This window comes from Clostridium sp. JNZ J1-5 (assembly GCF_053901425.1).
In genome coordinates, this window is record NZ_CM132773.1 from 3,299,522 (window position 1) to 3,314,563 (window position 15,042).

General features: G+C 31.6%; 12 protein-coding genes and 2 other annotated features. Of the genes, 9 read left to right on the forward strand and 3 right to left on the reverse strand.

Annotated features, from left to right (window positions below; genetic code table 11):
- The first annotated feature begins 72 nt into the window (after window positions 1-72).
- Window positions 73-336, forward strand: a complete 264-nt coding sequence (locus ACWW38_RS15780) for a YkuS family protein (RefSeq protein ID WP_456258482.1) — start codon at window positions 73-75, stop codon at window positions 334-336.
- A gap of 201 nt (window positions 337-537) precedes the next feature.
- Window positions 538-1,155 (forward strand): acetate uptake transporter, encoded by a 618-nt coding sequence (locus ACWW38_RS15785; protein WP_456258483.1) that lies wholly within the window; start codon window positions 538-540, stop codon window positions 1,153-1,155.
- 91 nt (window positions 1,156-1,246) lie between these two features.
- Here the strand turns inward: ACWW38_RS15785 and ACWW38_RS15790 are convergent, their stop codons facing one another.
- The gene (locus ACWW38_RS15790) at window positions 1,247-1,783 is read right to left on the reverse strand and encodes a hypothetical protein (RefSeq protein WP_456258484.1); all 537 of its coding nucleotides are present in this window, start codon (window positions 1,781-1,783) and stop codon (window positions 1,247-1,249) included.
- Window positions 1,784-1,960: 177 nt separating this feature from the next.
- Here ACWW38_RS15790 and map point away from each other — a divergent pair, with 177 nt between their 5' ends.
- The gene (gene map / locus ACWW38_RS15795) at window positions 1,961-2,827 is read left to right on the forward strand and encodes a type I methionyl aminopeptidase (protein ID WP_456258485.1); all 867 of its coding nucleotides are present in this window, start codon (window positions 1,961-1,963) and stop codon (window positions 2,825-2,827) included.
- Window positions 2,828-2,848: 21 nt separating this feature from the next.
- Here map and ACWW38_RS15800 read toward each other — a convergent pair whose 3' ends face one another.
- On the reverse strand, window positions 2,849-3,076 hold the full coding sequence (locus tag ACWW38_RS15800) for a hypothetical protein (RefSeq protein WP_456258486.1): 228 nt from the start codon (window positions 3,074-3,076) through the stop codon (window positions 2,849-2,851).
- Between the two features lie 412 nt (window positions 3,077-3,488).
- Between ACWW38_RS15800 and ACWW38_RS15805 the strand changes: the two genes are divergently transcribed.
- From ACWW38_RS15805 to ilvB, 5 genes are all read left to right on the forward strand, one after another.
- On the forward strand, window positions 3,489-4,241 hold the full coding sequence (locus ACWW38_RS15805) for a hypothetical protein (protein ID WP_456258487.1): 753 nt from the start codon (window positions 3,489-3,491) through the stop codon (window positions 4,239-4,241).
- 120 nt (window positions 4,242-4,361) lie between these two features.
- Window positions 4,362-5,678, forward strand: a complete 1,317-nt coding sequence (locus ACWW38_RS15810) for an aspartate kinase (RefSeq protein ID WP_456258488.1) — start codon at window positions 4,362-4,364, stop codon at window positions 5,676-5,678.
- 20 nt (window positions 5,679-5,698) lie between these two features.
- A complete protein-coding gene (gene ilvD, locus ACWW38_RS15815; RefSeq protein ID WP_456258489.1) occupies window positions 5,699-7,369 on the forward strand; it encodes a dihydroxy-acid dehydratase in 1,671 nt (556 codons plus the stop codon).
- A 224-nt stretch (window positions 7,370-7,593) separates the two neighbouring features.
- Window positions 7,594-7,793, forward strand: a binding site (T-box leader).
- Between the two features lie 34 nt (window positions 7,794-7,827).
- Window positions 7,828-8,027 (forward strand) — a binding site (T-box leader).
- A gap of 70 nt (window positions 8,028-8,097) precedes the next feature.
- On the forward strand, window positions 8,098-9,093 hold the full coding sequence (gene ilvC / locus ACWW38_RS15820) for a ketol-acid reductoisomerase (protein ID WP_456258490.1): 996 nt from the start codon (window positions 8,098-8,100) through the stop codon (window positions 9,091-9,093).
- Window positions 9,094-9,163: 70 nt separating this feature from the next.
- Window positions 9,164-10,840: a biosynthetic-type acetolactate synthase large subunit gene (gene ilvB / locus ACWW38_RS15825; RefSeq protein WP_456258491.1), complete on the forward strand. Its 1,677-nt coding sequence runs from the start codon at window positions 9,164-9,166 to the stop codon at window positions 10,838-10,840.
- Window positions 10,841-10,899: 59 nt separating this feature from the next.
- Here ilvB and ACWW38_RS15830 read toward each other — a convergent pair whose 3' ends face one another.
- On the reverse strand, window positions 10,900-12,984 hold the full coding sequence (locus ACWW38_RS15830) for a M1 family metallopeptidase (protein ID WP_456258492.1): 2,085 nt from the start codon (window positions 12,982-12,984) through the stop codon (window positions 10,900-10,902).
- Window positions 12,985-13,180: 196 nt separating this feature from the next.
- Here ACWW38_RS15830 and ACWW38_RS15835 point away from each other — a divergent pair, with 196 nt between their 5' ends.
- Window positions 13,181-15,013, forward strand: coding sequence for a DUF2207 family protein (locus ACWW38_RS15835; protein WP_456258493.1), 1,833 nt, complete (start codon window positions 13,181-13,183; stop codon window positions 15,011-15,013).
- Window positions 15,014-15,042 lie beyond the last annotated feature (29 nt).

A 15,042-nucleotide genomic window follows, 5' to 3' on the forward strand; every position in this document is an offset into this window, starting at 1 on the left:
TTAAATAAATAGGAGAAAATAAATTATGAAATATTTATAGATATGAAAAAATAATTTAAGAGGTGGTTGGAAATGAAAAAGGTGGCAGTTGAAAAAGAATTAAGCAGGATAGGTGATTATCTTAAAAATGAAGGATATAGCGTTCAGGAATTAGATACAAACATGAAATATAATTCATCAACCCTTAATAGTTTTGATGCTGTAATTCTAAGTGGATTAAGTGAAGATTTTATGGGAATACAAGATACCTTAACAACAACTCCAATAATAAATGCTGAAGGAATGACTGAAGAACAGATAAAAGGAGAAATTGATAAAAAGTCTACTAAAAAATAGAAAAAAATAAACCTTGGAATTATTTCTGAGGTTTATTTAATTTAACTATTCCTATATTCATAATATAGGATATTATAAACAAAATAAGTGACTAGACGACAATTTTATAAAGTATTTGACAAATTATAAATTTTCTGATACTTTAATAAAGTGTGAATATTTTTACGGATAGTACATAATTATTTGGAGGTTATTTCTATTATGGGTACGAACGAAAATCAAAGTGTAAAAATTGTTAATTCAGACCCTTCTTCAATTGGGCTATTTGGACTAGCGATGGTAACATTAGTAGCTTCAAGTCAAAAACTTGGAATTACACAAGGTGTTTCATTTTTAATTCCTTGGGCAATTTTCCTAGGAGGGTTAGCTCAATTATATGCCTGTGTTAATGACTCAAAGCGTAATAATGTATTTGGAAGCACTGCTTTTGGGGCTTATGGATTCTTTTGGATAGCAGTGGCTATGGGATGGATGATTCAGCAAGGAGTATTTGGACAAGCATTAGCAAAAACTGTTGATTTAAAACAATTAGGATTTGCATTTATAGGTTATTTAATTTTTAGTATATTTATGACAATTGGAGCTGCAGAAACTAATAAGGTACTGTTTATAATATTTTTCTTAATTGATTTTCTATTTATAGGATTAACATTATATACCTTTGGAGTAGCTCCAGAATTTTCCCACAAGCTTGCAGGAATTTCAGAGTTTATTATTGCATTAGTCGGATTCTATGGTTCTGCAGCAACAGTTTTAAATCCTCATTTTGGAAGAGAATTTTTACCTGTAGGTAAGCCTTTTGGAGTATTTAAAAAATAATTAATTATTACAGTAAAAATAATAGGTTGTCATAAGAAATGTATGAACTACATTTTTTAGACAACCCATTTTATTAATTAATAAAATCGTATTATTTGGTTACTGAATTTTCATATGTGCAATTATAACCATTTCCTCTCATGCCTCTACCTTGGCCTTGACCTTGATTACCCAATGAACCTTTCATTTTATTAATTCTTCCTTGACCAGGAATTGCATTCTCTGAACGACTCTTTATAGCTTCTTTATAAGATTTACCTTCGCTTTCTGTGATAGTTCCTTTTAATACAGCATCATCAATGGCTTTATATTTGGCATCTAGCATTGAATTTTTTAATTCATCGTGAGATAATCCTTTTTCTTGTGCAATATCGTAAAGAGTCTTTCCATCAAGTCTTGCTTTATTTATGTCTTCATCATTTAGTTTCAATTTATCTTTTAGTATAGAGGAAACAAAATCATATCCTCTCATTCCAGTAATTCTTCTTAGGCCAATACCTTGTGTGGTGGATGTAGTAATATTTATAGAGTTAGAATTTGTTCCTTCAGTAGTAGAGGCGTAGGCAGTTGCAGTTAATCCAATAGCTAAAGTAAGTGCTGCTATTGATAAAATTTTTTTTCTTTTCATAATGAAATCCTCCTTAATTATTTTATATCTATATTTTAAAGTGTAAATTTGATTAAAATTTGTTATAATTGTGATGAATTTGTGAAAATAAATTATTGTATATAGATAACTAAAGTATGATAAAATAATAGAATATAAGTAGGAGTATTATATTAAATTTATATAGAAGGTGAATACATGGAAAAATTGTCTAGAAATGAATTATGCTGGTGTGGAAGTGGAAAGAAATATAAGAATTGCCACCTTGCCAGTGATGAGAAGCTGAGAATGTTAGAATTAGAAGGGAAGATTATACCTCCGAGAGAAATTATAAAAACTCCTGAAGAAATTGAAGGTATAAGAAAGAGTTGTCAAGTTACTAAAAAGGTTTTAGATATGGTTGGAGAAAGAATAAAAGCAGGAGTAACTACTGAGGAAATTAATACTTGGGTTCATAATTATACAATAGAACTTGGAGCCATTCCAGCTACATTAAATTATATGGGCTATCCCAAAAGTGTCTGTGTTTCAATAAATGAAGTAGTATGTCATGGCATACCTGATGAGAGAATTTTAAGAAGTGGGGACATAGTAAATGTAGATGTAACTAGCATATATAATGGATATTTTGGTGATGCTAGTAGAATGTTTATAATAGGAGAAGCTTCAGAAGATGCTATAAAATTAGTTGAAACAGCTGAAAAGTGTTTATATATTGGAATAGACCAAGTTAAGCCATATAATACTACAGGAGATATTGGTCATGCTATTCAAAAGTATGCAGAAGGAAAAGGATATTCAGTGGTAAGGGAATATGGTGGTCATGGAGTAGGATTAAAGTTTCATGAAGATCCATTTATAGATCATTGTGGACGTCCTAATACAGGTGTGGTACTAGTACCTGGAATGACCTTTACTATTGAGCCTATGATTAATCAAGGAACATATAGATGCAAAGTTCTTGAAGATGGGTGGACAGCAGTTACTGCTGATGGAAAACTCACAGCCCAATGGGAACATACTATATTAGTTACAGAAGATGGAGTTGAAATACTAACAGCCTAGAAGGTGTAGCCTTCTAGGCTGTTAGTATTTTTCTTGATTATTTATGATTTCTTCAGCTTTATACATTTCATTAGGGAGTAAGTTTAAAGGCACAGAATTCACACCAAGAAATCGGGCAACTAGAAGTCTTGCACAACTGAAATTATCATTCATACAATATTTAATTTTAAGCTCTTTAGATGGTGTATGTGGGGTATTAAGTCTGTCATTATAGAAAGGACAAGTTTTTAAACAAGGACATATTGGCATAAGTAACCTCCTTATTTAATTTATTTATATTTTGTATTATAAAGAGGATTCTTGGATTCAGGTGGAGTTTTTTCTCCAACTGAAGCTTATTAACAGAATTCTTAGGAGTTTTACTCCTTAGAAGTCGTTATCCTTTAGGTGAAGCCCTTATCTAGGGACGTAGCAGCCGTTATCTCCCACTTTAAAAGTGGGAGTATTACGGATGGTAGTCATCAGATAAATTAGATAATGGTTCGCTGTTAAAAATGATAGTTTATCTGTAAACCTTTACCATACTATTTTATATGTAATAAATCCTTAAAATATTTTAATTTTAGTAAATTTTATAGTTAAATATATATTGTACAGTTTTTTATTATATGATTAGACTAGAAATAAACTTTTTTTATTAGTGGCTATTAGGAGATAAATTATGGAGAAAACAGAATTAATTAATATAAAATATGATGAGAATATTATATTAAATAAAAGAAAATTGCTAAGGAAAGAATTTATAAGCATTTCAAGTAATATAAAAAGTGGAAGAATTACAAGCATAGGGGAAGAAGATTTAAAATTATTATTTAATTTATATGACAAATACTTTTTTAATAACTATTTTAAAAATAATTTTTTTGGTAAGGTTAAGTTTTCTCTATCTAAAAGGATGAGCAAAAGTGCAGGCAAAACTATAATTCCACGAAATAATATAAAATTACCAGAGGAGAAACAAATATATGAAATAAGAATAGGAGTGAATTTTTTATTTCAGTATTATGAATTAATAAAAGAAAAGTTTGTTGTAGGTATTAAAACAATTGATGCACTTCATGCATTGATTCTTGTATTTGAGCATGAATTAATTCATTTTATAGAATTTTATGTCTTTTCAAAATCTAGCTGCAAAAATAGCCAATTTAAAACTATAGCAAACAATATTTTTGGACATAAGGGAGTGTACCATTCTCTTCCAACTAATAGCGAAATAATTAGCAATAATTCTGGGCTTATGGTAGGGGATAAAGTTACTTTTATATACAACAAGCAAAATAAAAATGGATTTATATATAGAATAAATAAAAGGGCTGTAGTTATGATTTTAGATTCTAAAGGTAACTATGTAGATAAATTAGGAAAAAGATATAGTAAGTTCTATGTACCCTTAGACATGCTAAGTAAGTTATAAAATCTATAAAAAACATTGAAATATTTTGTAGATATGATAAGATTTATGATTATACATGTTTTTGAATAAAATTAGCGTGTATTTTAATACAAGATTAATAATAAATGGGGTGTTTTAAAAATGAATAATGTAGTAGTAGCTAAATTTGGGGGCAGTTCATTAGCTAATGCAGAACAGTTTAGGAAGGTAAAAAATATCGTCTTACAAGATAGTAAAAGAAGGTATATAGTACCTTCAGCACCGGGCAAAAGGCATAATAAAGATTATAAAATCACAGATTTATTTTATTTATGTCATGCCCATGTAGAACATGGAATATCTTTTAATGATGTCTTTAGCATTATAGAAGATAGATATAAGGAAATTGTAGCTGAACTAGAGGTAAATATAGATATAGCTTCTTATTTACAGGAAGTTAAAGAAAAAATCGTAGAAGGAACTACAGCAGATTATGCTGCAAGTAGGGGAGAATACTTGAATGGATTGATACTTGCAAATTATTTAGGATATGAATTTGTAGATGCTGCTGAAGTGATTTTATTTGATCAATATGGATGTTTTGATTCAGAAAGTACTAGAGCAGCTATTAGAAAGAAATTATCTAGTGTTAAAAGAGCTGTTATCCCTGGATTTTATGGTGCTATGGCAGATGGAAATATTAAGACTTTCACTCGTGGAGGTTCAGATATTACTGGAGCTATAGTTGCTAGAGATGTGGAAGCAGAATTATATGAAAACTGGACAGATGTTTCAGGATTTTTAATGGCTGATCCTAGGATAGTTAAAAATCCAAAGCCTATTGAAAAGATTACTTATAAAGAATTAAGAGAGCTTGCATATATGGGAGCTACAGTTTTACATGAGGAAGCTATTTTTCCAGCAAGAGAAGGCGGCATACCAATAAATATAAAGAATACAAATTCACCAGATGATAAAGGAACTATAATTATAAATGACATAGATATTGATGATGGAATAGGTACAATAACAGGAATAGCAGGTAGAAAGGACTTTACAGTAATTTCAATAGAAAAAGCTTATATGAATGCTGAAATAGGTTTTGGAAGAAGACTTTTATCTATACTAGAGATTTATGGAGTATCTTTTGAGCATATGCCTTCAGGCATAGATACTATATGTGTTGTAATTGAAGATGCCCAACTTAATAATAAAATAGATAAGATTTTAGATGAAATTAAAAGACAATGTAATCCTGACTCTATTCAAGTTATTCCTAACATGGCGTTAATAGCTACAGTAGGAAGAAGGATGGCAAAGGCAGTTGGAGTTTCTGAAAAATTATTTAATTCATTAGCAAAAAATAATGTGAATATAAGGATGATAGATCAAGGTTCAAGTGAAATAAATATTATAATTGGGGTGGAAACAAAAGATTTTGAAAGAGCAATAGATTCAATTTATAAAGCTTTCGTATAACTTAAAAAGGGGGAATAACTATGATAAGTGATGCAGTAAAAAAAGGAACAAAAAGTGCACCACACCGTTCCTTATTCAATGCCTTAGGTTTTACTAAAGAAGAAATGGAAAGACCTCTTATAGGTATTGTAAGCTCACAGAATGATATTGTACCAGGGCATATGAATCTTGACAAAGTAGTAGATGCAGTTAAAATGGGAGTGGCAATGGCTGGAGGGACACCAATTGTTTTTCCTGCAATTGCAGTATGTGACGGTATAGCTATGGGGCATCAAGGAATGAAGTATTCACTGGTTACAAGGGACTTAATTGCTGATTCAACAGAAGCAATGGCAATGGCTCATGCATTTGATGGCCTTGTGATGGTACCAAATTGTGATAAAAATGTACCAGGTCTTTTAATGGCAGCAGCAAGAGTTAATATTCCAACTATTTTTGTAAGTGGTGGTCCTATGCTTGCAGGAAAAGTAGATGGATGTAAAACAAGTCTTTCAAGTATGTTTGAGGCAGTTGGGGCTTTTAATGCAGGAAAAATTTCAGAAGAGAAACTAGAAGAATTTGAAAATAAAGCTTGTCCAACTTGTGGATCTTGCTCAGGGATGTATACAGCTAACAGCATGAACTGCTTAACCGAAGTTCTTGGAATGGCATTGCAAGGAAACGGAACAATTCCAGCAGTTTACTCAGAAAGAATAAAGCTTGCAAAGCATGCAGGTATGAAAATTATGGAGCTAATTGAAAGAGACATAAAACCAAGAGATATTATGACTGAGGATGCTTTCAAGAATGCTTTAACTATGGATATGGCTCTTGGTTGCAGCACAAATAGCATGTTGCATTTACCAGCCATTGCTCATGAAGTAGGAATTGAATTAGATATAGATATAGCAAATGAAATAAGCAGTAAGACCCCAAATCTTTGTCACCTTGCTCCAGCAGGGCATACTTACATTGAAGATTTAAATGAGGCTGGCGGTATTTATGCAGTTATGAACGAAGTAAATAAACTGGGTCTGTTAAATACAGATCTAATTACATGTACAGGAAAAACTGTTGGTGAAAACATTAAAAATTGTTACAACAAAAATCCACAGGTTATTAGACCAGTTGAAAATCCTTATAGCAAGACTGGTGGCATAGCAGTTCTTAAAGGAAATCTTGCTCCAGATTCATGTGTTGTTAAACGTTCAGCAGTTGTACCTGAAATGTTAAAGCACGAAGGTCCAGCAAGGGTTTTTGATTGTGAAGAGGATGCTTTAGAGGCTATCAACACTGGGAAAATAGTTGATGGAGATGTTGTTGTTATTAGATATGAAGGACCTAAGGGAGGCCCTGGAATGAGAGAAATGCTTAATCCAACCTCTGCTATTATGGGAAGAGGTCTTGGCAGTACAGTTGCACTAATAACAGATGGACGTTTTAGTGGAGCCAGCAGAGGTGCATCGATTGGACATGTTTCTCCAGAGGCTGCAGTAGGAGGAAATATTGCACTAGTTGAAGAAGGAGATATTATTCAAATTGATATCATGGCTAATACAATTAATTTTGTTGTAAGTGATGAGGAGTTAGAAAGAAGAAGAGCTAATTGGAAACCTAGGCAGCCAAACATTACAACGGGTTATCTTGCAAGATATGCTGCATTAGTTACGTCTGGAAATAGGGGTGCTATCTTAGAAGTTCCTAAAGTTTAGTTTGGTGACAATATAAGAAAGTTGCGAAGCAACTGAAAAAAAGTAAGAAGTAAGAGGTAAAAGTTTATGAAAAAATTCAGCAAGGCTGAATTTTCACCACAACTATTACTTCTTAGTTCTTACTTCAACTATTACTTATATTACAAAATAGTAAAAGAATTAACATTGCCTCTTGACAGGAAAAATTTATGATAGTATACTTTTTTCAAACATAAAATTATTAATAAAAAACGAAGAAGGGGAAAAGTAAGTAAAAAGGTAGTCTTACAGAGAGTGGGATTAGGTGAAAGCCCATAGATGATGTTTTATTGAAAATCACCCCAGAGTTGCAAGCTGAAATAGAGTAAGCTGAGCCGGCAATGCCGTTAAAATTTAAGTAATAAAATTGGGTGGTACCGCGGATATAGACTTCTTCGCCTCATGGCAAAGGAGTCTTTTTTATTTTTAAAATTTTATATTGAAAAGCTTTGAAAGGGAGAGTAAATAAAAAGGTAGTCTTACAGAGAGTGGGATTAGGTGAAAGCCCATAGATGATGTTTTATTGAAAATCACCCTGGAGCTGCAAGCTGAAATAGAGTAAGCTGAGCCGGCAATGCCGTTAAAAATTTAAGTAATAAAATTGAGTGGTACCGCGGATATAGATTCCTTCGCCTCATGGCAAAGGAGTCTTTTTTTATTATCTAAAATACCTACATCAGTAATGCTTAGTTAAAAGGGGGCTATTAATAATGGCAAAGGTTTATTATCAACAGGATGCAAATTTAGAATTACTAAAGGGGAAAAAAGTAGCTGTAATTGGTTTTGGAAGCCAAGGGCATGCACATGCGTTAAACCTTAAGGAGAGCGGGGTTGATGTAGTTGTAGGGCTTTATGATGGAAGTAAGTCAAAAGAAGCAGCAGAAAGTGCAGGACTTGAAGTATTAGAAACAGCTGAAGCTGTAAAGAAGGCTGATATAGTTGTAATGCTTATACCAGATGAAAAACAAGCAGAAGTATACAAAGAAAAAGTTCAGCCAAATCTTAATGAAGGAGACGCTCTAGTATTTGCACACGGATTTAACATTCATTTTGGACAAATAGTTCCACCAGAATATGTGGATGTATTCATGATTGCGCCAAAGGGTCCAGGGCATATTGTAAGAAGACAATATAGTGAAGGCGGTGGAGTACCTTGCCTTATAGCTGTGGCTCAAGATTATACAAAAAAAGCCAAGGAGTACGCTCTTGCTTATGCTAAGGGAATAGGTGGAACCCGGGGGGGAGTTCTAGAAACAACTTTTAAAGATGAAACTGAGACAGATTTATTTGGTGAACAGGCAGTTCTTTGTGGAGGGGTAACTGCACTTATGAAAGCTGGCTTTGAGACATTAGTTGAAGCGGGATATGCACCGGAAAACGCTTATTTTGAGTGTGTACATGAAATGAAACTTATTGTAGATCTCATATATGAAGGTGGCTTCAATTACATGAGATATTCAATAAGTGACACTGCAGAATATGGAGACTATGTAGTTGGGGATAGAATAGTGACAGAAGAGACAAAAAAAGAAATGAAAAAGGTGCTTTCAGAAATTCAAAATGGAAGTTTTGCAAAAGAATGGTTGCTTGAGAACAAGGTTAATAGACCTAAATTTAATGCAATGAGAAAAGCAGCAAGAGAGCATGAAATTGAGAAAGTGGGCAGCGAACTAAGAAAAATGATGGCGTGGATTAACGCAAAGTAAATTTAGGCTAAGTTTTAAAACAGAGCTAATATTATATGGGGATAAAGCTTTTATATTGGGGGATTTATAAATGAAATTAAATGGGGCTAAGATTTTATTAAGGTGTCTAAAAAGACTTGGGGTGGAGATCATTTTTGGATATCCTGGAGGGGCAGTACTTCCGATTTATGATGCTATATATGATGAAAAAGAAATAAAGCATATTTTAACTGCTCATGAGCAGGGGGCTACTCATGCAGCAGATGGATATGCAAGGGCTACTGGAAAAGTAGGTGTAGTTCTAGTAACTTCAGGGCCTGGGGCAACGAACACAGTTACAGGAATTGCAACTGCATATAGAGATTCCGTTCCAATGGTAATTATAACAGGGCAAGTTCCATTATCTCAAATAGGGAAGTCAGCTTTTCAAGAGGTAGATATTTTAGGAATTACAACTCCAATAACTAAGAAAAATTTCATAGTGGAGAATGTAAATGATCTTCCATTAATACTTGAAAAAGCTTTTAAAATAGCAAATGAGGGGAGAAAAGGACCTGTTGTTATTGATATTCCAAAGGACATTCAAGTATCAGAAACTGAATACAGAGAAATAGGATTTAAAAGCATTGATGAAGTGGGGGCAAGTTCATTCTTAAATAATAGATTAAAAGAAGATATTAATAAGGCAGTAAATTTAATAAACTCTTCAGAAAGACCAATTATTTATGCTGGTGGCGGAATTATTAGTTCAGGAGCTAGCAGAGAAATAATTAGGTTTTCTGAAAAGATCAAATCTCCTGTCACCTGTAGTTTAATGGCACTTGGTGGTTTCCCGGGAAATCATAAGTATTTTACAGGGATGATAGGAATGCATGGAACAAGATGTTCTAATTATGCAATAACAAAATGCGATCTATTGATTGCAATTGGGGCAAGGTTTAGTGATCGTGTAACAAGTAAAGTTGAAAGTTTTGCACCGGGGGCTAAAATTATTCATATAGATATTGATGAAATGGAAATAGGTAAAAATGTTAGAGTAGATGTTCCAATAAGAGGAGATGTAAAGGAAGTTTTAGAACTTATAAACGAAGGGATAAATGAAAAAGCAGAAGGAAGTTGGAATCATCAAGTACAGGAATGGAAAAGAAAGTATCCTCTAGCATATAATAAAAATGAGGTTTTAAGCGGACAATATATAATTGAGAAATTATATGAACTTACAAAGGGAGAATGTATTATAACTACAGAGGTAGGGCAAAACCAGATATGGGCAGCACAGTATTATAAATATTTAGAACCAAGATCTTTTATATCTTCGGGAGGACTTGGAACTATGGGATTTGGACTTGGAGCAGCTATTGGGGCATACTTTGGAAATACAGGTAAGAAAGTTATTAATGTAGCAGGTGATGGAAGTTTTAAAATGAATTCAACAGAACTTGCTACAATAGCTAAATACAAAATTCCAATAGTTCAGTTGGTTTTAAATAATAGTTCCCTTGGGATGGTTAAACAGTGGCAGGAAATATTTTATGAAGGACGCTTTTCTTATACTGTTTTTGAAGATGAGGTTGATTTTGTAAAGCTTGGGGAAGCTTATAAAATAAAATCCATAAAAATTACAGCTAATGAAGAGGTTCATGAGGCTTTAGAATATGCCTTATCTCTTAATGAGCCTATTATAATTGACTGTAAGATAGATTCTAGTGAGAAAGTGTTTCCTATGGTAGCACCTGGAGAAGCTATTAATAATATGATATGCGGTTAATAAATTTTTATTGCAATGGTATAAAACTTAATAGTTTTATACCATTGCTTGTAATAATATTAGTATCTTCCAGAAATATTTTTTTTGCTATTAACGTTTATATTAAACTGTAATGGTATTTCATCAGAATAGTTTCTATAGTAGTTAGATTGATCAAGGTTTATATCTTTAGTCCAGAAAAAGACTAAAATTATTTTATTTTTATTGTTAGGATTTTCAGCTGCAAATTGACCTGATATATCATTGCTGTGGATAGTTAAGTCTTTCATGGTAAGAGAATGCTTGGTTATAGAAACAGGAAGCTCACTGTTAACTAAAGCTAGAGCTGAGTTGTTCCAAGGGTTTCCAATGAACATCAAATTATTATTCTTTAATTCTTCAGAGGATAATTCTGTATCTTTCTTTATTATAATCTCAATACCATACTGTTCTTTAAGGCTACCTTGAAGCATAGAAAGAAAGTTATCTATTTCTGGAGCTTCAGTCTGAGTCAAGTTAGAAGGCTTAATAATATATAGCTTTTCTCCAATTAATCCTTTAGCAACAAAACTTTCTAAAGATGTTCCATATTGCTTGTCCATACTTAGAATTCTATTTTTATCTATTTCTCTATAAGAATTACGTCTTTCTTCTTCAGATAGCATTAAATTTTCTGGAGAATAAGTCTTAGAATTTATGGCAGATCTTATGGCAGCCTCAATATCTTTTCCTGCTATTTCATTGATTATACTTAAAAATCCATCAATAGTTGCATTTTTAAATTTATATCTTTCAAAATATGTTTTAAGTATTTCTACAAATTTTTCTTCACCAACTCTTTGTTTTAAATCTTCAAATACCACAGGACCTTTTCGATAAATTATCATTGAATATTCTGACCAAGAAGCAAACTTATCAACGCTTGAATTTATAGGTAGACCTGCAGTCTTATCTGGATATAAATGTAGTCTAAACTGTGTAAAAGCACTTTCTTGAAAATACTTACCGTACTGTTTTTCAAAATAGTAAGCTGTGGAGTAAGTTGTCAAAGATTCATCAAGAAAAGATTCTTTAAACTCATTATTTCCAACTACAGAATACCACCATTGATGACCAATTTCATGTACAGTACTGGCTACTTCAAATGGCATGTGTGTAAAGGTTTGAAAATAATCAATATCAGGATTAAAATTGTAATGCCCCATCTGAATAAGTTGTGGGTATTCCATAGCTCCACCAGATAAATCGGCTTCTACTATATCGAACTCTTCAAAAGGGTATTTTCCAAAAGTATTACTGAAAAATTTTATAGAATCAGAAGCTACATCTAAAAGTTTATTAGCTTGTTTTTTTGATTTTATAGCATTTTCATCATTATAATAAAAACTATTTATCTTAGTTCCATCTACAGTTTTAGAAACTACGTTGAACTTTGGACTCATTATAAATACAAAATCTCTAACATTTTCAGCTGCAACATTTAGTGTTTTTTTATTGTCATTAAAAGTTGTTTTTTTATCAACTCCTGTAGAGGCAATTACCATGTTTTTAGAAGTTTCAATTGTAAAATCATAGTTAGATGATTCAGAGTAATTAGATTCACCAACTGGATGAAAAGGACTTTCATCCCATAAACCGGTTTTAGGATTATATATAGACAGAATAGGATACCAATTAGTAAAATTATAAATATCGTTAGAGTATCCCATACGGTTATTTCCAGAAGGAAGCTTTAAAGTAAAATCTATGTAAATATCTACTTTTTCCTTAGGCTTTAAATTTTCATTAAGATTTACCTTAAGAATTTGATTTTTTTGTGTGAAATCCACACTTTTGTTATTTATAAGAACTTTAGTTATAGTTATATCACCTATTTGATCTTTCTCAAGAGTAGGTGGCATGCCTCCTATACCAGGTAAAGTTTCAGCACTATTATAGGAATCAGGATATAAGTGTAGTACAATATCCTTCAAGTCTTTACCGTATGAGTTATTGAAAGATATTGTTTCATTAGCTGTAAGCACTTTTTTATTTTCATCAAAGACTGCATTAATTTTGTAATTGTTTAAGGTATCCTCTGCAAAAGCATAAGGTACTTTAAAACATAAACTACACAGCAGTGTAATAATAAAACAGGTAAAAATTTTAAAATTAAGTTTTTTCATAAATTTCGCTCTTGTATTGAGCTATTTCCCCCCTTAAATAAAATAATTTTATGTTAACATTTTACATTACAATAAAATATTAACACATAGTTTTTATAAAATATAGTATTGATTTAATATTTTACATAGCTAGTTAATATAAGTATGATAAAATATAGATAGAACTAAAATACAAAACATAGGTGGTGCAGTGGAGTTGAAGAATTGTTTGAAAAGCATTCTGTTTTTTCTTGCATTTGTTATTATTTCGGCTAGTTTTTTGAACTTAGAAGCAAAAGCAGAAGACAAGTTCCAAATTAAAAATTGGAAGGTTGAAGCTAAACTTTTAGATGATGGTTCATTAGATATTAAAGAAAATATTACGTATGAATTTTCAGGAAAATTTAATGGAGTATTTAGAGAGGTGTCTTTAAAAAAGACTGATGGAATTAGTGATATAAAAATATGGGACAGTAAAAATGGAGATAAGGCTATATATAAAAAGGTTGATAAGGGGTCAAAAGGTGATGTAGGAGTTTATGAGCTAGAAAATAAAAAAAATGATTATGTAAAAATTAAAGTATATTCCCCTTCTAAAAATGAGCAAAAAACCTTTACCATAAGCTATAAAGTTAATAACGTAGCTATTAAATATAATGATGTAGGTGAGCTTTTCTATAACTTTTTAGGTACTGAAAACACTACTCCAGTAGATTCATTTACGGCAAATATAGATTTGCCATATCCTGCTTATGAGGATAAAGTTAAAATATTTGGACGTATTCCATCAAATGGACTTATAAACTTTACAGGTAAAGGATCAGTAGTTTTGCATGGAGAAAGTGTTCCAGATGAAAAAATTTTAGCTGCAAGGCTGATTTTTCCTAAAGAATATATACCTAACTCTAGAAAAATTGTAAATGAAGAGGCCTATTCTAGAATTTTAAGCGAAGAAAAAAAGTATTCTGATGATATTAAGAATAAAATTGAGAGAGCTAAAAAGAGAAAAGAATTTTCAAATTATGGATCTATAGCGTTTACAGGAGGAAGTGCTGTTTTAATAGTAGCATTAATATTAGCCTTTAGAAGAAAAGTAAGGTTTAATAAAGAAGATTTCTATATAATGCTTCCAGAAGATTGTACTCCAGCAGTTGCAAGTATAATATATTCAAGCTATTTAGGAACTAAAGACATAATTTCAACTATTTTAGATTTATGTAGAAAAGGTTATCTAAGGGTGGAAAATTTTGAAGAAGACATGTTAGAAAATGAACACAATAAAACTAAGAAAAAGAAATATGAAAATTATAAGATAACAAAAATAAAGGAAATAGACGATTTATTATTAAACCATGAAAAGTTTTTTATAGAATGGGTAATAGAGAAGATGGGAAATGGCACTTATGTAACTTTAGAAGATATAAAAAGCTACTCTAAAAAGAACACATCCAAGTTTACTCAAAACTATAATAAGTGGAGTAAACTTGTTAAAGAGGAAGCTAAAAGCAGAGGCTATTTTGATGAAAGAGGCAAAAAATACGCTTTAGCTTGTATAGTGCTGGGAATAATCGAACTTACAGCAGGATGTATATTTACAGCTTTTTCTGCTTTTATGGGAATAGTCAACATAATCCTTGGAGTGATTTTTATTATATGGGGAATTGCTCTTGTATATAGAAAAAGTGACCATGGATATATAGAATATATAAAATGGACTCAATTTAGAAAATATCTAAAAAAGGTACAAGAGGAAAATATACAAAATGAATTTTCACAATATCCATTAGATGAATACCTTATATATGCAATTTCACTTGGACTTGATGATAAAATAATAAAAAAATTTAAGCCATATATAGAGACTAGTTATGATTATAATAATAATTTTATATTCTGGTATTTTATCTTATATAGCAATAATAAAGCAACCAATCCGTTTAATGACAGTATCAATTCAGCATTTGGAGGAGTTGTACCATCTACTGGGGCTGGCGGAGGAACCAGCGGATCAACTGGTGGAGCCGGTGGAGGAGGTGCAGGAGCCTTTTAAATGCAGTAAGATTAATTGTATTTTTTAGA

What these genes read in the sequence shown, in the direction of transcription:
- ACWW38_RS15780 (WP_456258482.1), top strand. Translation starts at nt 73, where the DNA reads ATGAAAAAGGTGGCAGTTGAAAAAGAATTAAGCAGGATAGGTGATTAT.
- ACWW38_RS15785 (WP_456258483.1), top strand. Translation starts at nt 538, where the DNA reads ATGGGTACGAACGAAAATCAAAGTGTAAAAATTGTTAATTCAGACCCT.
- ACWW38_RS15790 (WP_456258484.1), bottom strand. Translation starts at nt 1,783, where the DNA reads ATGAAAAGAAAAAAAATTTTATCAATAGCAGCACTTACTTTAGCTATT.
- map (WP_456258485.1), top strand. Translation starts at nt 1,961, where the DNA reads ATGGAAAAATTGTCTAGAAATGAATTATGCTGGTGTGGAAGTGGAAAG.
- ACWW38_RS15800 (WP_456258486.1), bottom strand. Translation starts at nt 3,076, where the DNA reads ATGCCAATATGTCCTTGTTTAAAAACTTGTCCTTTCTATAATGACAGA.
- ACWW38_RS15805 (WP_456258487.1), top strand. Translation starts at nt 3,489, where the DNA reads ATGGAGAAAACAGAATTAATTAATATAAAATATGATGAGAATATTATA.
- ACWW38_RS15810 (WP_456258488.1), top strand. Translation starts at nt 4,362, where the DNA reads ATGAATAATGTAGTAGTAGCTAAATTTGGGGGCAGTTCATTAGCTAAT.
- ilvD (WP_456258489.1), top strand. Translation starts at nt 5,699, where the DNA reads ATGATAAGTGATGCAGTAAAAAAAGGAACAAAAAGTGCACCACACCGT.
- ilvC (WP_456258490.1), top strand. Translation starts at nt 8,098, where the DNA reads ATGGCAAAGGTTTATTATCAACAGGATGCAAATTTAGAATTACTAAAG.
- ilvB (WP_456258491.1), top strand. Translation starts at nt 9,164, where the DNA reads ATGAAATTAAATGGGGCTAAGATTTTATTAAGGTGTCTAAAAAGACTT.
- ACWW38_RS15830 (WP_456258492.1), bottom strand. Translation starts at nt 12,984, where the DNA reads ATGAAAAAACTTAATTTTAAAATTTTTACCTGTTTTATTATTACACTG.